The 19,801-nt window shown below is 46.3% G+C and carries 12 protein-coding genes; 5 read left to right on the plus strand and 7 right to left on the minus strand.

The window, feature by feature from the left end:
- Nucleotides 1–1,026: 1,026 nt before the first annotated feature.
- The gene (locus QUB11_RS21960) at nt 1,027–1,371 is read right to left on the minus strand and encodes a DUF4870 domain-containing protein (protein ID WP_333162138.1); all 345 of its coding nucleotides are present in this window, start codon (nt 1,369–1,371) and stop codon (nt 1,027–1,029) included.
- Nucleotides 1,372–1,472: 101 nt separating this feature from the next.
- Here QUB11_RS21960 and prfC point away from each other — a divergent pair, with 101 nt between their 5' ends.
- The 3 genes from prfC to QUB11_RS21975 all read left to right on the plus strand — a co-directional run bounded on the left by prfC (nt 1,473) and on the right by QUB11_RS21975 (nt 4,439).
- The gene (gene prfC, locus QUB11_RS21965) at nt 1,473–3,101 is read left to right on the plus strand and encodes a peptide chain release factor 3 (protein WP_333206076.1); all 1,629 of its coding nucleotides are present in this window, start codon (nt 1,473–1,475) and stop codon (nt 3,099–3,101) included.
- Nucleotides 3,102–3,268: 167 nt separating this feature from the next.
- Nucleotides 3,269–3,715, plus strand: a complete 447-nt coding sequence (locus QUB11_RS21970) for a hypothetical protein (RefSeq protein WP_333206075.1) — start codon at nt 3,269–3,271, stop codon at nt 3,713–3,715.
- A 454-nt stretch (nt 3,716–4,169) separates the two neighbouring features.
- A complete protein-coding gene (locus tag QUB11_RS21975; RefSeq protein WP_333085680.1) occupies nt 4,170–4,439 on the plus strand; it encodes a hypothetical protein in 270 nt (89 codons plus the stop codon).
- 263 nt (nt 4,440–4,702) lie between these two features.
- On the opposite strand, the gene QUB11_RS21980 is transcribed toward QUB11_RS21975, so the two are convergent.
- The 4 genes from QUB11_RS21980 to QUB11_RS21995 form a co-directional block, all read right to left on the minus strand.
- A complete protein-coding gene (locus tag QUB11_RS21980) occupies nt 4,703–5,116 on the minus strand; it encodes a PIN domain-containing protein (RefSeq protein ID WP_333050292.1) in 414 nt (137 codons plus the stop codon).
- Nucleotides 5,113–5,463, minus strand: coding sequence for a hypothetical protein (locus tag QUB11_RS21985; RefSeq protein WP_333206074.1), 351 nt, complete (start codon nt 5,461–5,463; stop codon nt 5,113–5,115). Before QUB11_RS21985 ends, QUB11_RS21980 begins: the two co-directional genes overlap by 4 nt.
- A 199-nt stretch (nt 5,464–5,662) precedes the next feature.
- Nucleotides 5,663–5,998 (minus strand): DUF5615 family PIN-like protein, encoded by a 336-nt coding sequence (locus QUB11_RS21990; RefSeq protein ID WP_333206073.1) that lies wholly within the window; start codon nt 5,996–5,998, stop codon nt 5,663–5,665.
- Nucleotides 5,998–6,228: a DUF433 domain-containing protein gene (locus QUB11_RS21995; RefSeq protein WP_333206072.1), complete on the minus strand. Its 231-nt coding sequence runs from the start codon at nt 6,226–6,228 to the stop codon at nt 5,998–6,000. The genes QUB11_RS21990 and QUB11_RS21995 overlap by 1 nt, the downstream gene beginning before the upstream one ends.
- Nucleotides 6,229–6,534: 306 nt before the next feature.
- Here QUB11_RS21995 and QUB11_RS22000 point away from each other — a divergent pair, with 306 nt between their 5' ends.
- Nucleotides 6,535–9,108, plus strand: coding sequence for a zinc metalloprotease HtpX (locus QUB11_RS22000; RefSeq protein WP_333206071.1), 2,574 nt, complete (start codon nt 6,535–6,537; stop codon nt 9,106–9,108).
- 1,116 nt (nt 9,109–10,224) lie between these two features.
- On the plus strand, nt 10,225–10,788 hold the full coding sequence (locus QUB11_RS22005; protein WP_333094544.1) for an RNA-binding protein: 564 nt from the start codon (nt 10,225–10,227) through the stop codon (nt 10,786–10,788).
- 338 nt (nt 10,789–11,126) lie between these two features.
- Here the strand turns inward: QUB11_RS22005 and QUB11_RS22010 are convergent, their stop codons facing one another.
- Together QUB11_RS22010 and QUB11_RS22015 are read right to left on the minus strand one after the other, a co-directional pair.
- The gene (locus tag QUB11_RS22010; protein WP_333206070.1) at nt 11,127–12,134 is read right to left on the minus strand and encodes a tellurite resistance TerB family protein; all 1,008 of its coding nucleotides are present in this window, start codon (nt 12,132–12,134) and stop codon (nt 11,127–11,129) included.
- Between the two features lie 403 nt (nt 12,135–12,537).
- Complete coding sequence (locus tag QUB11_RS22015) at nt 12,538–19,629, minus strand: CHAT domain-containing protein (RefSeq protein ID WP_445300862.1); 7,092 nt, start codon at nt 19,627–19,629, stop codon at nt 12,538–12,540.
- Nucleotides 19,630–19,801: the final 172 nt, after the last annotated feature.

The following is a 19,801-nucleotide window of genomic DNA, read 5'->3' on the forward strand; positions in this document are numbered from 1 at the left end:
GTCCAAAAAGGACGGGCGGGACGCCCATCCCACAATAACAATTAAAATTGTAAGTTATTTAATTCGCGATCCTTAGCGGTATTTATCACAAATGTAGCCATCTTATGGTATTTGCTCCACCATTTGCCGAAGCATGGTAAAGGAGCTTAAAGTTTTGATTATTCAGAGGAAACTCACTGGATTTTATAAATGTCAGCATTTTCCCTTTAAATTTCATAAAACGGCTGATCCGTCAAATAAAAACCTCAATCTTTACAATAATTTTGTGATTGTAAAGATTCGATAAAGCTACGAGGGGTTAGACCCCCTATGAGTTATACTGACATATATATAGATGCACCCTGATGGCTTTCCCGTTCCACAAGAGCGGGATTTTTATTGGAAAAATATTGTATTAAGTTTTAAGACATCTGGTAGAGATAGAATTGGTGGAACATTTCCATAAAACGATCGCCAGATGCAAAAATAGCACAGCTAAAGCAAAAACGAGGGTTCGGAGCGATCGAACATCCGCCCTAACTCTGCGAAATAACCCAAAGACGTTAGCATAGTGTGGGAAACGGCATCAATGGAAGCTCAACTTAGCGTTCGCAACAGCGCTGCAACAGGGCGAAAACACCATAATTAATAGTTGATTTTGCTATAATTTTTGAAGTCTTATGGATTAAGAAGATTTCACTCATGATGTTAGGTCAATTTTCTGGAATCCCCAACTGGATGATGCTTAGTTTCACAAAGTTTTAAGTTTTTTTACTGAATCTTGTCTCCGATAATCAACCCTCTTTGTCACTTATATCATGTCCGATCGAGCGATTAAAAGGGCGGGTTTTTGAGATTGTCAATTATTGGAAGATATTTTTCGTGAGGGGAACCCCTACGGTATTAGGGGTAATCGACCGGACATAATATTAAGCAGTGTATTTGCCAGTTGGGGGTAACGAATGTGAGTTATAAAACAATTAAAAACCCGGTTTCTTATTGAAGAAATCGGGTTGGTGAAATCGATGGTGAAGCGCGATTTGCTGTCTAAACTATTCGGAAAATAAAAGGGTAGCGGTAAGGTTGGTTAGGATTTTGCAAAACCTGGAGGATAGCCATTATTGTCAGTCCCCAGTGTAGCAGATAACCTAGGGGCACTAGGATAAAGCCAGCAAGACCAAAAGTGACGACAGTTAACACCACAATCACGGTGCTGTACACCCATACATTAAGGTGAAAATTGATGGCTTCTGTGGCGTTTTCTTTGACAACGGGGTCATCTGATACTAACAATACAGCGATCGGCGCTCCGATCGAGAACAGTAACGTGCTGAAAAAAATCGCCCCGTGGCACACCAGTGATAGCAGTTTCCGCTTGTCGGAGTCGTACATATTATTTTTGTTCCTTGACTTTATTGATAATTTTACCTTTAATAGCAACTGTAGCACAGGCTATAATGGCGATCGGGTGATGATTCCCCTACCTAATTGTGATGACAACAGAACTCGAAACTGAACTGCTAACTGCTGTTGAGCGCCGGCGCAACTTTGCTATTATCTCGCACCCTGACGCGGGTAAAACTACTTTGACAGAAAAGCTGCTGCTGTACGGAGGTGCAATTCACGAAGCAGGTTCTGTGAAAGCGCGGCGGGCTCAGCGACACGCTACCTCTGACTGGATGGCGATGGAACAGCAGCGGGGAATTTCTATTACTTCTACTGTTTTGCAGTTTGAGTATAAAAAATATCACATTAATCTGCTCGATACTCCGGGACACCAAGATTTTAGCGAAGATACTTATCGAACTCTGGCGGCGGCTGACAATGCAGTGATGCTTGAGGATGCTGCTAAGGGTTTGGAACCGCAAACTCGGAAGTTATTTGAAGTTTGTAAGCTGCGAAGTCTGCCTATTTTTACTTTCTTTAATAAGCTCGATCGCCCTAGCAGAGAACCTTTGGATTTGTTGGACGAAATTGAGAAGGAATTGGGGTTGCAGACTTATCCGGTAAATTGGCCGATAGGTACGGGCGATCGCTTTAAAGGTGTTTTCGATCGCAGGGCGCGCAAAATTCACTTATTCGAGCGGACTAAACACGGTTCTCGTGCTGCTGTTGATACCGTCATTGAATTGGGCGATCCGCGCATTGAAGATTTGTTGGAACAAGACCTTTACTATCAGCTCAAAGAAGAGTTAGAACTGCTGGATGAGTTGGGAACTGAACTCGATTTAGAGTCCGTTCGGGCTGGAAAAATGACGCCAGTTTTCTTTGGCAGCGCCATGAGCAATTTTGGGGTCGAACTGTTTTTAGATGCGTTTTTAGATTACGCTATGAAGCCGATCGCCCGCAAGAGCAGCGCCGGAGATTTGCCGCCAACTTATGAAGACTTTACCGGGTTTGTGTTTAAATTGCAAGCGAATATGGACCCAAGACACCGCGATCGGGTGGCGTTTATTCGGGTTTGTACGGGCAAGTTTGAAAAGGACATGAACGTGACTCACGCTCGCAGTGGTAAAACGGTGCGTTTGTCAAGACCTCAAAAGTTATTTGCTCAGGATCGCGAGTCGATCGAGGTTGCGTATCCGGGCGATGTGATCGGTTTGAACAATCCGGGAGTATTTGCGATCGGCGATACTATTTACACTGGCCAAAAACTGGAATATGAAGGGATTCCCTGTTTTTCTCCTGAACTTTTTGCTTTTTTGAGAAATCCTAATCCTTCTAAGTTTAAGCAGTTCCGCAAAGGCGTTTCTGAGTTGCAGGAAGAAGGCGCAGTGCAAATTATGTACTCGGTTGATGAGTCGAAACGCGAGCCAATTTTGGCGGCTGTCGGACAGTTGCAATTTGAAGTTGTGCAGTTCAGAATGCAGTCGGAATATAATGTGGAAACGACGATCGATATGTTGCCTTACAGTGTAGCTCGTTGGGTTGACGGCGGTTGGGAGGCGCTGGAAAAAGTTGGGCGGCTATTTAATACGGTGACGGTGAAAGATACTTGGGGAAGGCCGGTTTTGCTGTTTAGAAATGAGTGGAATTGCCGACAGGTGGAAGGGGAACACCCTGTTTTGAAGTTAAATGCGATCGCCCCTGTGGTTTCTGGTTTGGCTGTTAGCGAGGAGTAGGGCTTACGCATGGAACCCAGAAACCGGGTTTTTTTACGAGAAGACGCATTACACACCGTAAATTCGGTAAAAAACCCGGTTTCTTTGTCGGAGTGCGTAAGTTATGTGAATGATTAAAGAGATGAAGGAGGCGATCGAAATTATCTCGAAGAAAAGGAGGAAGAGTGATGCACAAGTACATTATTTTTCAGGCTGAGTCAGATGAGGATGAAGGCTGGAGACAGAGAAAACTCCAACACAGCCAAGCTCTAACTTTTATCATTGCAGAAAACTGGGACTCTTCTAACGAACCGATTCCTGAACCGGGATATCGCCCTGTAGAATTTGTGCGGGTGGAGTCAGAACACGATCCAAAGGAACACGCACACAATACTCACTATCGCGTCAGCAATTGGGAAGTTGTGCGGGTGCAAACATACACGCCTGACATTCCAACTCCGATGAGCGACTATGACGTAATTGTGATGTGTTACTGTCGGTACAACCCGATCGATACTCCTCTCAAACCGATGCCGAAACGACAGGTATCGATCGATTCTTTTGGGGGCGATGAAATAGCTTACCAGCAATACCTAGAATCGGAAGAGGGCAAGAAGTATGCACAGTCAATTTAAGCGTCAAGTCCTTTATAACGCTAAATCCTCAGCCTGACCCAAAACCTCCCAATCCCCCTCTTCAATCCAAAATCCAAAATCTAAAATCCAAAATCGGTTGACGGCGGCCCCCCTCTGCGGCTACGCTTTGAAGTGAGAGGTTGCTTGCTTGTAGAGGAGGCAGCCCGCGTCGCCCAAAAATCTAGTTGCACTGCCCAAAGCTGTTGGTAGCAGCAATGGACAGCATAACCGCCAAACTGGAATCAGCAGTCTGGAGGCTCCGAGAATCTTAACATTCTCTGTAGCCGCCCTGCTAAGTAGGTGTGCAGAATTAATTACACAATATTTCTACTGAAACCCTTGCCTAGCAAGGAGTCTTTATGTAATTAATTTTGTGTGGTTACTTATGTCTTAAAATGCGGGGCGGCTGGGTTTTTGGGTTTTTCTAGAAAACCCAAAACCAGGAGAACATATTATGTCACAGGAATTCGTGCCTGACGACAACAAATCCCAATGCCCAAATGACGACTCAGCAGCAGTATGCGAACAGGAAGTGGTGCTGTTAACGGTTGTCGGTTCGCCCAAGGGTGTCCGGGAAACCATACTCACTTTGTACCGGCTGGGATTTGCAGAAGTGGGCGATTGGAGTCCCGTACAGCGCGCGGCTAATCCGAAGCAGGTGATGAGCGTGCTGATCCGTCGGAAGCGGGCTGAGGGTACATCGCCGAGAAAATCTGGGCGGTAAGCTGCAAGGTTAAGTCCTTTTTAGGGCTTACGCATGGGGCCCAGAAACCGGGTTTTTACGAGAATACTTGGTTGTGACCCACACATTCGGTAAAAAACCCGGTTTCTTTGTCGGAGTGCGTAAGTCCTATTAATCTGATATCTTGCACCATTATCAACTACCTGTTTAGGAACGGGCAAGATGCCCGTTCCACAAAACTCAATTTTATTGTGGAACGGGCATCTTGCCCGTTCTTAACAATGGTGCAAGATGTGAGATTAATCTTATTCCAAACGTTTTAATAACTCTTTAGGTGATAGAATTGGTAAGGTGGCACCAGCGAAATCTCCTGCATCGCGGGTTACGATCGCCTCCAAGTTATCTGACAGCGCACAAGCTAACTGCACGGCATCTTCAAAATCGGTTAAATTAGATGCAAATGCTATTTCCAAAACGTGGCGATCGACGGCAGATACTTTCATTAATGCTAGTGTTTCAGCAATAGCTTGCCTAGCGCGATCGAGGCTGCGAGTTTGCCTTCTGACAATATAGAAGATATTTGTTAAGGTTGTTGCCGTTACATATCCCTCAATTTGCTCATTTTCGATCGCCTCAAATAAAGCATCAGCATCTTCTACAAACGGTTCTCGTTCTAGCAAACTATCAAGGATAATGTTGGTGTCTATTAATACCTTCATTCTAGGTATTTCTCCACCAAACGCTCTTCTAACATGAGTGCAACTTCGGCATCTGTTGGAGGTGGCATATCAGTTTTTGCTAGCCCTCTGAGTCGCTTTGCCGCACCTTTGCGATCGCGCCGCAATCTAATTTCAAATTCGTCATCTGTTGCGGGTGGCGTATCAGTTTTTGCTAGCCCAGTCACGGGTTCCACAAAATCATCCAGCAGAGGTTGGCGGGATCTGAGTTCTTGTCTGATGGACTCAACAATCGCGTTGACTAAAGCTAATCTGTCGGTAACTGATAGTTTGTGCGCTTCTCGGCTTAATGGCAGCCAAGGAATTTGGGGTATTTGGGATTCGTTCATATTTATATTTTGATATTTTCTGGGTCTATTTTAGCAAATTTAGGGCTGACGCGCGGGTGGCCAGAAACCGGGTTTTTTCGACAATTTTTGATTGTGATGCGTAGATTTGGTCAAAAACCCGGTTTCTTTAAACGTTTTTATTAAAACTGAGATGTTGCACCATTCTCAATTACTTGTTTAGGAACAGGCAAGATATGAGTTAAAACAAACTGATAATACCGCTATTAGGAGTGTCTCTTAAAACTGCGATCGCATCATAGTTATCTCTTAGTAGCCTCTCGATATCCCGCGTCGAGCAATTTCCGCGTCGTATCCAAATTACCTTGGGAGGAAACCCCAACAATAGACTCAATTCGCTAAAATCCGCATCCTTGGTAACGACAATATAGTCATGCTGACGAGCATACTCCCAAACTTCGCGATCGGGTGCGGTAGGTAATCCAATTGCATCAACATGAGCGGAATCTGGATAAATATCAGCAAGGAGATTGACAAGACGAGGAGAGAGATTTTGGTCAAATAACAGTTGTTTCATCACCCAACAACTAACATAAACTGCTCTCGTTTAGCAGCGAAACTCAAGCAAGCTAAAATATCCTGTTGCGTGAGATAGGGAAAATCCTCTAGGATTTCTTGATAAGTCATCCCAGAAGCGAGATATTCCAACACGTCATAAACCGTAATTCTCATACCTCGAATACAAGGTTTACCACCTCGCTTACCCGGTTCGATAGTAATTATCTTAGCGATGTCTTGGTCTGACATGGCATTTTTCCTTTAGCTACTGTTTTCAATTTTAGCATCAAAAAATAGAGATTAAAGCCTGGCGATTGAAATCGCTTCTTGTCAAACAAAGTCCGCGCAACGCGAGACTAAAAGAGCAAGGAAGTATTTAACCACAAATTGACATAATTCTTCAGTCCTCTTTTAGAGGACTTTAGCTTTGAGGCAGGGGTTTAAACCCCTGTCGGATCCTGGTGATCGTGCAATATCTCAGAAACAAATAATTTTAGTGAAATTATTTAAGTACCTGGCGGCAAAAGTTGCAACTAATGACAGCAAAATAGAGCTGTGTTAGAACAGTTATCGATCGACCAGCCAAGCTATCTTAGAAAGGACGCGATCGCCAGCACTGTAATGGTATCTCCACCTAATTCAAATCAATCGGGTTCATCTGCAAAACAGTCTCTAGAGGCTGGGTTAGCTGCTTTGAAAGCGCGGGATTACGATCGGGCGATCGCCCTTTTAGAATCCGTTACCCAAACCGCCGCCAATCAGTCGTCGGGAATCCGCGCGCAGATGGGGTTAGTGGCTGCGTACAAAGCAACCGGTAATGTGAAAGAGGCGATCGCCCTGTGCTCTTCCCTCGCCAAAAGTCCCAACCCTCAAGTCAAAACTTGGGCCGATCGCGCTTTAAAAGAATTAACCCCCCCTCGCCCCCCAAAACCACCGGAAAATAAACCAAAATCCGCAGAAACTCCCCCCCAAACAGGCTTTGTCGCCTTTGATGCTGCAACAAAATCGGCGAAAAAATCGATTGGGGGCGATAGACCGACCGCCGATAAAAAAACAGGATTTTTACCTTTAGAGCCGACTGCCGCGCCTGTAAACGCCAAATCGCAACCGATTTCCCCGCCACCTCCACCCCCCACACCGCCGATTCGCCCGACATCAGAGGGCGGGCACGGGGGCACCGCCCCTACAGAAACCGCACCCGATACCGCAGAAATTAGCGGCGAAAATAGTTCCGCTTCCCCAACAGATATCCCCGGAGTCGCCAGCCCAGATACTTACCAACTCACTTGGCGCGACACCGGGCGCGCGAAAAGCCCGCGCCCCCTCAAACCGCTGAAGTTGCTGGAGTTTCGGGTGCAAGCCGTTGCAAGTGCGATCGCCCTATTTTTCCTAGCCCGGTTTATCCTGCAATTCCTGCTGACAAACACTAATTCTCTGTTGGTTCAGCTTTACATATTCACTAGACTGCCTATTTTCGCGCCGATTCAGCTTTTTTACCGCGATCCAACTCCGTTTGTTCAGATGGTTTTTGGATTGCTTTTGGCCTCGTCTCCCTGGCTGATAGACGCGCTGCTGAAACTGTTTTGCGGCATCGAAACTCTGCGCGGGTCAGTTTTATCCAAGCACAGCAAGGAAGCTAGTCGGGTACTGCGAAGCTTTTGTACGAAGCAAAATATGCCGGTGCCGGTGCTGAAACTCTTGCCGCTGAATGTTCCTGTAGCTTTCAGTTACGGCGGTTTGCCCCGTTTTGCTCGGATTGCTGTGAGTCGCGGGCTGTTGGAACAATTGACGGATGATGAAATTGCTACTATTTTCGCGCGCGAGTTGGGCCATATCTCTCACTGGGATTTTGCGCCGATGTCCCTGGCGCTGCTGGTGATTCAGATTCCTTACTTGATTTATTGGCAGGTGGCGCACTGGCAAGAGCGGTTGTGTGATTTAATGACGATCGAGTTTTTGCGTTCTGCTGTTAAATTTGTGGCCGCTGCAATTTCTGCTATTAGTTACGGGATTTATAAGTTGTTGCGCTGGCCGATGTTGTGGCTGTCGCGCCGCAGAGTGTATTTTAGCGATCGCACTGCTGCGGAAATTACGGGTAATCCTAACGGTTTGACGCGGGCACTGGGTAAAATTGCGATCGGCATTGCTGCTAATATCGAGCAGCAAAAACAAACTAGCTTTTTCCTCGAAAGTTTCGATCTATTGTTACCCGTAGGTGTTGGACAAGCTGTAACCCTTGGTTCTGCTGCATTACACGCGCCGCTAGAACAGATTTTGCTGTGGGATGTCAGCAATCAGGAGCGCAATTGGTTGACGGTTAATCGCGCGCATCCTTTGCTGGGAGAGCGTTTGAAGCTGTTGGCTCTTTATGCTCAATTCTGGCAAGTGGAGACAGAGTTAGATTTGGCAAACGCGGGAGTGCAAGAACAACCCAGGAAAGGAAAATTGTCTCTGTTTAAGTCAATACTCGAATTTAAAGACTCAAAACTATTTTTACAGGGTGCGCCGTTTTTTGGGATTCCGATGAGTTTGGGGATAGTCGGCGTGCTGTGGCTGATTGGCTGGATTTTTTCGAGGACGAGTATCTGGCAGTTGGATTGGCTTTGGGGCGATCGATCGATTCTTTGGGGGTGTTTGCCGATCGGATTTAGCATCGGTACTTTGATGCGGATCAATTATTTCTTCCCGGATATTATACCGCGAGAAACCGCTTCCCCGAGTTTGCCGGAAATTTTGTCAAATCCCGAGAGTTTGCCGCTGGATGCTGAACCGGTGCGGCTGGAAGGGCAACTTTTGGGTAGGCCTGGTATGAATAATTGGCTGGGACAAGATTTGATTTTGCAAACGGCGACGGGTTTGGTGAGGTTGCACCATGTTTCGAGGTTTGGCTACATTGGCTCTTTGTGGCCATTTTTGTTCAAAGAGACTACTCGCCCCAGCGATTTGATCGGAACATCTGTTGTCGCGACTGGTTGGCTGCGCCGGGGTGCTACTGTGGCGATCGACCTTGAAAGTCTCCGCAGTCAAGGAGGGAGGGTTAGTGACAGCGGACATCCGATTTGGTCTGCGGTTTTGGCTTTTGCTGCTGCTTTTTGGGGCGCATACATCATTATCCAGGGGCCAAGGTGAGGAATAATTGTCGGATTGTGGGGTGAATCTCACATCTTGCACCATTCTCAGGAACAGGCAAGATGCCTGTTCCACAAGAAAATTCACTCTTTGTGGAACAGGCATCTTGCCTGTTCATAAAAAGCTTATTGAGAATGGTGCCACTTCTCAGGTGAATCGGTCTCAACGGGCAGCCTCGATCGGTTTTGAGTTAAACAGCGGATGGGCGATCGGATTCTGGAGTTGCTCCCTACGCACCCTACAGTCTATCCGTTACATCCGTTACATCCGTTACATCCGTTACAAAATCCGTTGCCGAACTTCCTTCGTAAAGAAAAGTTGCTTTTTTGCCCGCAGTCTGTTACATTAGTTTACAGGAATTGGATTGAACCAAATAGCGCGATAACTTCAGTTGGCTAAAATCCCTTAAGGCATTGCGTAAAAATTGTCAACATCCCAACACAGCAAGTACAGCCAGCCGCTTGTCGGCTGTTTTTTTTCGATCGCTATTTTTGCTGTGCCAGATGAATTCTCAAAAGTGATTCAGATGTGGTTTCCGTTAAATTCAGACTGAAATCTTCCTAAATAACTAGCTCTGTTACCAAGGCTGTGATACCTTTAAAGAATGCTCGGACTCTGCCGGGCCTGATTTAAGGGATAGCAGGTAAGTGAGTAGTTCTCAGCATTAGGAGCGAGATTAGGATCGAGGTAAGATTACTGGCTGAAAAAATGTTAGCCATTTTATCCATCACTGTATTAAACTGAATACTGGCATTCCGATCGCTTACAATTGACATCCTTGGACATAAATTTCTAGACGGCGCTGGCTATAAACATTCTGAATCAAAACCGGAAGCAAGTAATACAGAATAGCCAATAGCCTAAACATTTGAGTGATGACTAAAAGTTTACACAACAACCTGAGATTTAAAAGCTCTCTGCATCGGCGGTTAAGTTCCGGCCTTATCAGAGTAAATCATCTTTTTGTTCTAAAAGGTGGGGGGAGCTGTCAAGGTTGGTGGGAGGAATGCGCTAATTCTCGGGTTAGGTGGTGTTTGCCTGAAGTAAATATTCAGTTGACTTCAGGTAATTCTGTTCGAGCAAATTAATTAAAATCCAAGTCGGGAGGAATTTTTCATGTCTATTCGTCTTTATGTTGGCAATCTACCAAAGGAACTCGATCGCCAAGAATTGCAAGAAGTTTTTGCACCGGAGGGCGAATCTGTTACCACCAAGGTAATTACAGACCGCAAAACTGGAAAATGCCGAGGATTCGGTTTTGTGACGGTGCTAACCGACGAACAAGCCGACCAAGTTATTGAGAAATACAACGGCTTGATGTTCAAAGAAAACCCGCTGAAAATAGAGAAGGCATTACCCCGCTCTAAGGGTAAATCTGAGAAGGGCGAAGACGATCAGCAGCAGTCGCCGCAGTCACCGCAATTGGTGTCGGCATCGGCGTCTGTGCCTATGCCTGTGCCTGCGCCTCAGCAACAGCAGCGCTCGGCTCCTCCTACCCAAGGTGGAGGCGGTTCCAGCAAAAGCAATCGCCGTCGGGGTGACAACAACAAGTCTCGCCGCAATCAGTCAGCAGCAACGGTGTCGAGCGCTGATTCCGGCTCGGTGCAGCCAGATCCGCGCTGGGCGAGTGCTTTGGAAGAACTCAAGCAAAGATTGGTGGAAGCTCAGACTACTAATTAGTCGAAAATGGCGGCTAATTGCTGCTGCCTCTCGACTTTGGTTGACTGAATGTATCTGGAAGTGCGATCGAGAATCGGTCAAAAAAGCCTGTTGTCGATCGCACTCTTTATGGCAAAAAACCTCTAATATCTAGCAGTGCGGTAAAATAAGCGCGAGCCGGGAAGTAATGAAAACTCAAGTCTTCACTACCAACCAGTTTAATTTTGGTCGATCGATCGGACCCGATGTCATATCCTGAGAATGGTTGGCCAAAAACCCGGTTTCTCTGAAAATATAGGGTTAAGCAGCGAGACATTTAGAAAGAAACCCGGTTTTTAGCCCCCCTAAATAATTCCTGCTTATTCGATTGGCCCGAATTCGATTGTCTCAATAAACTCAAAAATCTTGTTCATAATTCCCTCAACTTCAGACTCCAGGGAACCCAATTCATCCCCCTCCTGATAAATGCGCTGACAGCTTACGGTGTAGCAAAAATCGTCAGCAATAAAAGCCATAAGTCCCCGGTAAGCATCCAACCGAGTCAAAGGGCCATCGTTTTCTTGCACGCTGATAGTTGCACCCGCAGGCAAATCTAAAACCACGAAATAAGCTTCTTCATCTTCTAAATATTCTGCGTGGAGTAACTTAGAATTGGGAACATTAGCAAGAATTGCCTGAGAAACAAAATTGTCGAGAAAAGACTTGAGATAACCTTCCTCACCAACCGACTCGATTGTTTCTTCCACTTCACCAGCAACAGGGAAATAATCAATTTTCAGCAAAACACCAAAGTCGTCTGAAAATGCGACACAGCCTTCTTGATCATCAATTTTACCGCCTCGTTCCTCGTCAACTGGAATGGGAACGCTAAAATTGCCTTCAGGAGATACGTACCATGCCCCATCGAAATCAGACTCTTCGCCCTCTACTTCCGAGTAAGCAGCAATTACATCCTCAATAATTTCTGCAGCTTCCTCGTCTTCCACACCTAATGCTTCCTGGAATTCTTGGAGAAAAGCCTGGTGCTTCTGGGATATTTCGCCATCTCCGACAAACATTGCTGCGGTAATTGCAAAAGTATCCAATACTAACTCATCTGGCATGGATTCCCAAGCAGTATTAAATAATGCTCCTAAACCGTCTTGGGCAACAATACCGGCGAGTCTTTGAAACATTGCTGACATATCATCTTCCGAGTATTCAGCAAAGATTTCTGATTCCCAAAGTATGCTTTCTAAGATATCAGCATCCGTATCAGGGGAATTTGCCTCTGCTGCAACAAATGCTACCGCTGCTACGGATTCTTCTAAAGTCAAGCTTGCTTCGGATTGGTCTTCTGAATTGAATATTTTATCAAACTTGCCCACAGGTTTTGCCCCGCTAGTGTTTAGTTTTGCTATTCATAGCAAATTTATGACATAAAAAGATAGTAGTCAGGGATACATTTACTTTTTGCAAAATGCCACCAGTCAATGTGGGGTGTGCACGAAGCGCATTGGTGTCAACAGAAGTCTGGGTAAATATCAAATCTCCGATTAACGGCGTTGCATAATGGCGGGATGATTTTGATTGTTTTGTGGGATGGGCGTCCCGCCCGTCCGCTTATTTTCAAAGCAGGCGGGACACGTACCCCACAAGCATCATCCTCAAATTGTGCAAGGCCCGATTAACACCACTAAAAAAAAAGAATCCAAGTGTAGGCCCGTGCTCCAAACCCATACATCATCAGTCATTCCCAATTCTAAAATCTAAAATCTAAAATGGTATAACCTACCAAGGACTGCCAATTATTGTGAATCCGGCCCAAAACTTGGGGTGTGAGAAATCTGCATTGGCTACTTGTGTGGCTTGATTAATGTCGATCGCGCCTTGAGTTCCCCGCAATTGACCGTCTTTTACTACAATTTGTTTGTGAATCATTGCCAGTTGAGCTTTTCTGAGCGCTTCAGCTTTAATTGGCGCCGATCGCAAATTGCCATAAAACTCGGTCATCAACGCCAAAGTGCCGATATCATTAACTTTCCACAAACTCGCTACCGCTGATTTGACACCGCTGCGGACGGCCAGTCCAGCAAATCCCATTTCTGCTGTACTGTCACCGATCGCAGTTTCGCACGCACTCAGCACTAATAACTCGACTTGTCGGCGATCGTACCACTTCGCCAACCTAAATTCATCCAGCGCCAAAGAGCTGTCCCACAAATCAATCTCAGCTTCTTTTCTTCCATTTTCGCCTTGAGGAAAACTGGTGTGAGTAGCTAAGTGAACGATTCCAAATGCCTGTTGTTCTCGCTGTTTTGTCAGGTTTTCTAGGGTAAAGTCTTGATTGAGAAAAGAGCGACCTTGCCACAAGGGAAATGCTGCTTGATTTTGCGTTTCAGTTCTCCTCCCGGCGATCGCAGATAATTCGATCGGCACCGCAGCCAAACGCTCTTTCTTGGTGTGTGGAAACTCTGAAGCACCCATTGCTAAAACTTGAGCGTTTTTCAAACTTTGATACTTTGTGTTACTGAGGCTGACACTGGGGATTGAGCCGAGGCTGTACTTTTCTACTAGAAATTGCTTCCCGTCGTGCAAAGCGGATAGTGGCAGTTGGCGCAAACCTGCATCGAATGAAAAAATTAGCGTATCGATATTTAACGATTCCAATTCTTTAGATATTGGTGCAATTAACCATTGGTAAAGTTGCTGCGCGTTTTCCAAATATGCTGTATCTTGGGAACTTTGTGGCTGTGCCAAATAGCCCTGAAAAAGATTCACAGTTTTTAGCAGTGTTTTGCTGTTAACCGGCGCTTGTTTGAGAATAGGAGGCCCGTCGGGAACTACTAACACTAGCGACACTTCTTTGAGCCGGACGATCGCGTAAACAATTACAGCTTGCTTCCCGGTTTCCTCCTTAATTGTTTTGAGAGTTTCTCTTAGATATTGAACGTTGATTTTTTTATCTGTGAAATTTTCCCCATAATAATTTTCGTAGTCTTGTTCAAAGAGTTGGTCAATTAGAGCAACAGCATCATTAGCATTGCCTTGGTCTAAAGTTTGTTCGACGAGCGACCTGCTAATTTGTGACGGAAAGATATTTGGGATATCTGCGGGTAAGGGATTTTCTGCGATCGGAGGGGGAGTGGGAGTTGGTGCGGGAATTGGCGCTGGTGCGGGGGCAGGAGTTGGAGTTGGGGCTGGAGTTGGTGCGGGCGCTGGAGTTGGTGCTGGTGCTGGTGTTGGTGCGGGTACTGGATTAACGGGAGGTGATTCTATTTGCGGCAGAGAGATTTGGGGAATATTTGCCAACCAATTAGTAGGGTTTTCAGGAGGTTGTTCTGGAGGAGGCGTCTCGGCGGGAGGGGGATTTAAGACTATGTATCCGTCGGGTTGTTCGGTGGAAGAAGCGCCAAGCTGCGGCGGGTTTTCGGGAGGGTTTTCTGAAGCTGGGATAAAGGTAAGATTGGGTGTTTCAACAACGGGCGGTATGTCGATCGATATTTGTCGATTATTTTCTAGCAGAAAGCCAACTCTGGTATTTCCAGTTTCAGGATTTAGCTCGAAAGAAGTTTCAGCACCCAATAAATCGCCAATTAAAAAAGCTAAATTTTGTTGGGGAGTCTGGCTGGGGCTGACAGCGGGTGCGGGGACGGGTGCAGGTGCGGGTACGATCGCACTTACAGGCGCGGGTACGATCGCACTTGCAGGTGCTGGCTGAATTGGAGCTAACGGCTGGGTTACGGAGGCAAGAGGGGCTGTGGGCGCGGGATTTGGTGCGTTTGAAGGTTGGGGGGCGATCGCAGGTTGAGCGCCGAGGGAGGAGGTGATTTGGGAAACAGAGGGAAGGGTAGGCCTCGAAGCTATGCGGGCAGCAGCGTTTGGGGTTGTGGGTGTTGAGGGCTGGGTGGGGCGCGCGCGGGGTGGCAGTACGAATGAATCGGGGATTGATGGCAGTCGGATATTGAGGGGAAAACCAGGTATCGGATCGGGTGTTGCCGAAGGTGCGATCGAACTTTCGGGAATTGGGGCAGGTGCGATAAATATTTGGGGAATTGGGAAAGGTGCGATCGAGCTTTCGGGAGTTGGGGATGGTGCGATCGAGCTTTCCGGTGTTGCCGAAGGTGCGAGGGGTAAACGCGGTGGGATTTGCGGTGGGGGTGTGGGTGCGGGCGCTGGAGTCGGTGTTGGGGAAGGCGCTGGAGTAGCTGCGGCTGTGGGTGCGGGCGTGGGAGTAGCTGCGAGTGTCGGTGCGGGCGTGGGAGTAGCTGCGGGTGTCGGTGCGGGCGTGGGAGTAGCTGTGGCTGTGGGTGCGGGTGTTGGAGTAGCTGCTGGTGTCGGTGCGGGCGTTGGAGTAGCTGCGGGCGTTGGTGCGGGCGTGGGAGTAGCTGCGGGCGTTGGAGTAGCTGCTGGTGTCGGTGCGGGCGTTGGAGTAGCTGCTGCTGTGGGTGCGGGTGTTGGAGTAGCTGCGGGCGTTGGAGTAGCTGCTGGTGTGGGTGCGGGTGTTGGCGGCGGTACGGAAATAATTTGAATGCGATCGACATCCTGTCTGTGAGTATAAAGATAGGAGTTATCCCGCAAAATTGTTTGAATAGGATTAGAATTTCCCCTAGTAATTGCACCCGCCGTTCCATTTGTGGCAGAATCACCGACAATAAACGGCGTTAATCCTGCGCCTCCGTGGCGGATAATTATAGTACCGCCGCTGCTATCTCCAGGACTTCCAGCCGTAGAAATGCTAGCATTGATGCCGTTTCTGTCTGTGAAGGAATTGAGCGATCGAAAAAACATTCCCATCAGAATCTCCACATTTCCGCCGATACCGCTGCCCTGACTCTGAGCATCAATTTGACTCACAGTAATATTGCCAGAAGTGCTGCGGTTATAAGCCGTGACATTCCCTGCATTCCCCTGCGCCGAAGAGTCAATTTTACCAACAGTAATACTTCCGGTAGCGTCGAGCAAGATACTGCCGCCATTACCAGCAGACGAGGTATTGATATCGCCCGCAGTAATATTAGTTCCAGCATTCAAATCGATATTGCCGCCCGTGTTAGGGGAAGTCGCATCGAGATTTTGGGTTGTGATTTCTCCGTTCTCACTAAACAAAGAAATTCCGGCGGGTGACGTAATATTTTTGGCGGTAATATTATTCGTAGTAATAATGTTAATTCCACCGGAAATTTCGGGGATATCATCTTGAATATTGACGCTGTTGAGGGGAGTAACACTGCCAACAGCATCGCCAAAGTCAACACTTCCCGCATCGGGTTGAACAGTCAGACTGTAAGGGCCGTCAACAGTAGACTGAAAAGTAATATCGCCAGTTTCTAAAATTTTTACCGACAGGTTGTCACCTAATGTTACCGGAGCGTTAAAAGTAATGTTATTGCGGTTGGTTTCGATCTTGCCCTTGGCAGTAATAGTGTCCTTTGCCTGGACATCTATATTGCCGCCAGTCACAGTAATACTGGGAGCGAAAGTGCGGGAATTAATATCAGATGTCGAAACTGTTCCGCCAGCATTTATGGTGATTCCTCCGCCCTTACCATTGGCCGCAGCGGTAATAATTGGGCCGGCAGTTGTGTCGATATTACCGCCGCTTTGAATGCGAAGATTCCCGCTATTGGCGTTGAACCCACTTAATAATAAAGCGCTACCAATTCCTGCCGTACTGATGTTGGTTCCAGCTTCGAGGGAAATATTGCCGCCGTTGTTGCCGCCGATCGCATTGATGATTCCGGCCGTAGTGTCGATCGCCCCGCCGCTCTTAAAAGTAATCGATCCGCCGTCTTGAGTACCACTGGCTTGAATACCACGAGTAGTAATGTTGCCAGTGCTGGCGGTAATATTAACACTTCCACCCTGCAATTTTCCGCCAGAATTGACATTACCTATTTGAATATTACCGTTAATCGTAGATAGAGTAATGTTGCCACCATTCCCATTAGGAGAACGAGTCGATAATAAATCTAAGCTATATCCTGGTATTTCACTTGGTGTTTCTATGCCATTCTTAGCTTGGAGGTTGATATTGCCAGCATTGCCACTAATATTAGCTTCGGTATTGAGAATGCCTGTGCTAATTTTACCATTCATGCTAGTGAGGCTAATATTACCGCCGCCAGTATCACCTGGTATGTACACGCCTGAAATGCTTAGAAGATTAATATCGCCATTAGCCAAAATGGTTACATTACCGCCAGTACCCTTGCTGTCAGATCGGGCATCTATGGAGCCAGCTACTGAGTTTGCCGATCCAATAGAGATCGCACCTCCACTTGAAAGAAAAATATTACCAGGAGTATTACCAATTGTATCGATCTGACCTGGAGAAATTATAATGTCACCATTGGTAGTCTTGAGGGTAACATTCCCACCCGTTGGGCATTGAGGGCCACCAGCGCTGATGCTATTCCCATTAAGATTAATTCCATTACCAGCCTCCATAGTTATATTACCACTAACACCATTACGAGAATCGGAATTAACACTCCCTTTTAAGCTAAGGCTCTTATCACCTATCAACGTTATTGCCCCACTATTTTGCAAGGCAGATGAACCAATGCTATTAGTAGTAATATTGCCGCCCGCACTGAGATTAATTGCGCCACCTCTGTTAGTTGAAGTGAACAAGGAACTTTGCAACTGACTTGTAATGATATCGCCCTTAGTGTTGGTAATATTAATATTTCCACCCTGCAATATACCAAAAGTATCTACGCTACCAATATTAATATTTCCATTAGTAGTAGATAAAGTAACGTTGCTGCCATTGCCGTTACTAGAAGTACCCGCGATAATTCCTGTTGTCGGTGTTGTGATGCCACTGTTAGCTTGAATTGTAATATTTCCAGCAGCGCTATCGCCCGTTGTATCGATCGTTCCGATATCAATTGAACCGCCGCTCGTAAGTGCTATCTGCCCGCCGTTTTGAATCGCCTTTACATTGAGATCGCCAGTCGTAATAGTGCCACCTGCATTCAAAGTAATATCGCCGCCATTCTTGAGACTGCCCAGACTAAGCCCAGTAGAAAGTGTACCTGTAAGGATGTTGCCTCCAGCAGTTAAAGATATTATACCACTACTATCATCCATTGTCTGACCTGTATTAATACTTCCTGTTTGAATGTTGCCTGTGGCTTGCATAATTATAGGGACTGTATTATTTAAAGTAGGACTATAAGCCCAAAAGTTTCCTGTTTGAATGTTGCCGCCAGATTGTAAAATTACCGCTCTAGAACCGCCCCAAATCAATTCATAACCCGTAGGAGGGCTACCATAAGCTGCAGCGGTACTGGTAATTCTTATATCTCCATTAACAATAATATTTCCCGTACCCGAAGTCGTATCTATTTTGATAGATGGACCTATATAAGTTCCCGAAATAATAATGTCATCTATAGCTTGCATAATTACAGGCCCTGCGTTCTTGGTTAGAGAGATATAAGTATCAATACCTCTTGTTTGAATCTTGCCGCCAGATCGCAAAATTACCGCTTGCGAAGTACGCAGAATAAATTCATCTGTGCCGGGATCACCGCTAGTAATATTTGTGTCTGGACTCGTAATACTTATATCTCCATTAAAAATAATATTTCCCGTACCCGAAGTCGTATCTACCTTGAGGGAAGCCCCCGTATATCCCCCAGAGATATAGTCATTGGGCTGCGTAAATATTGGATCGTACAAACTGGTAAAATTAGCAGGTTTGCCCGATCGATCGAGAATTGACATATTATTGCCACTGCGAAAGTGAGCATCTGTAGATATCATGCCATCACTCACTAAAGTCAAATTTCCACCGCTCACAAATGGCGTTTGCGAAAGATGATTCAGCGCCAAAATATCGATACTTTGATTTCCCTGAATGTAGAGATTTCCGCCAGCATTCGCCACAAACGGATTTGCCACACTATCGCGCACCCGCACTGTATTGTCAGCCAGCAAATTCAAATCGCCAGTTGTACGCAACAGACTTTCAACTAATGTCAAATTGCGATTAGCTGACAGCGTTGCATTCTCCGCAGTTACTTCTTTAGCAGTGACATCTCCATTCTCTACCTGCAAACCAGAACCAGTTAATTCTATTTGCCCTCCAGCGTTGACTGTCACCCCCGTTGCACTTCCCCCGCCACCCGCCAACAACTGCGGCAAAGATGCAACTGGCAACACCCAATTTTGAGGCAAACTGCCCGCTGCAGATTGCGGCTGAATCTCCAAACTCAACAGATTTCCCGGTTGACTAATTCTGACTAAACTCTCGCCGGGAACCGCCGCAACAATAATATTTCCTCCCGGTGCAGAAAGTTGTCCCGTACTCAAAACTGTACCACCCAATAAAGTTAAATTTTGCCCTTGTCCCACGGCCAAATTGCCTAAATTGACAATTCCTCCCGGTTGCGTATTTGTAAAAGCAAAACTATTAGGATTTCCGATTAATTGAGTATAATTATTAGTACCAGCCGCACTAAACCAGTTATTGCCAAAACCGATGCCCGTCGCAGTAGTCGCAGTGAAAGCAGCAGGCACATTCAAACTGGCATTTGCACCAAATACAATCCCCGCCGGATTCATTAAAAATAAATTGGAATTGCCGCCCGTTATTTGAATTAATCCGTTAATTAGCGAAGCATCGCCGCCGACAACTCGCCCTAAAATATTGCGGATATTGGGGTTTGATATAAAGTTAGCAGTTTGTCCTTGAGTTAAACCAAATTGCTGGAAACTGTGAAAGAGATTTGCACCGTCGCCGGATTGTTGGCCGCCGTTGATGTTGAATTGGTTGCCGCTGGGAGTAATTTGAGTATTAGTGCCGTCGGTTGCGGGGGTAATTTGGGCTGTGGCTGTTTGGGATGGGGCGAAAAGTCCTATTTCCCACATTGCTAATGCGGTAAATGAGAGGAAGGTGAGGAAAAAGCGGGTTTTTTTTTGTGTTGATTTCATGGTTTTGTTAGTAGATGTTATGATCGTACATTCATCAACAATAAATTATAATATCACAATCCTGTAGGGGCGGGTTCACCGAAATATATGACACCCAACGACGAATCGT

It is taken from the genome of Microcoleus sp. B6-A1 (assembly GCF_036705085.1).
Classification (GTDB): Bacteria; Cyanobacteriota; Cyanobacteriia; order Cyanobacteriales; family Microcoleaceae; genus Microcoleus.

Excerpts from the sequence above, each read along its gene's own strand:
- QUB11_RS22005 (WP_333094544.1), top strand. The coding sequence starts at position 10,225 with ATGTCTATTCGTCTTTATGTTGGCAATCTACCAAAGGAACTCGATCGC.
- QUB11_RS21970 (WP_333206075.1), top strand. The coding sequence starts at position 3,269 with ATGCACAAGTACATTATTTTTCAGGCTGAGTCAGATGAGGATGAAGGC.
- QUB11_RS21960 (WP_333162138.1), bottom strand. The coding sequence starts at position 1,371 with ATGTACGACTCCGACAAGCGGAAACTGCTATCACTGGTGTGCCACGGG.
- QUB11_RS21980 (WP_333050292.1), bottom strand. The coding sequence starts at position 5,116 with ATGAAGGTATTAATAGACACCAACATTATCCTTGATAGTTTGCTAGAA.
- QUB11_RS21990 (WP_333206073.1), bottom strand. The coding sequence starts at position 5,998 with ATGAAACAACTGTTATTTGACCAAAATCTCTCTCCTCGTCTTGTCAAT.
- QUB11_RS21985 (WP_333206074.1), bottom strand. The coding sequence starts at position 5,463 with ATGAACGAATCCCAAATACCCCAAATTCCTTGGCTGCCATTAAGCCGA.
- prfC (WP_333206076.1), top strand. The coding sequence starts at position 1,473 with ATGACAACAGAACTCGAAACTGAACTGCTAACTGCTGTTGAGCGCCGG.
- QUB11_RS21995 (WP_333206072.1), bottom strand. The coding sequence starts at position 6,228 with ATGTCAGACCAAGACATCGCTAAGATAATTACTATCGAACCGGGTAAG.
- QUB11_RS21975 (WP_333085680.1), top strand. The coding sequence starts at position 4,170 with ATGTCACAGGAATTCGTGCCTGACGACAACAAATCCCAATGCCCAAAT.
- QUB11_RS22015 (WP_445300862.1), bottom strand. The coding sequence starts at position 19,629 with ATGTGGGAAATAGGACTTTTCGCCCCATCCCAAACAGCCACAGCCCAA.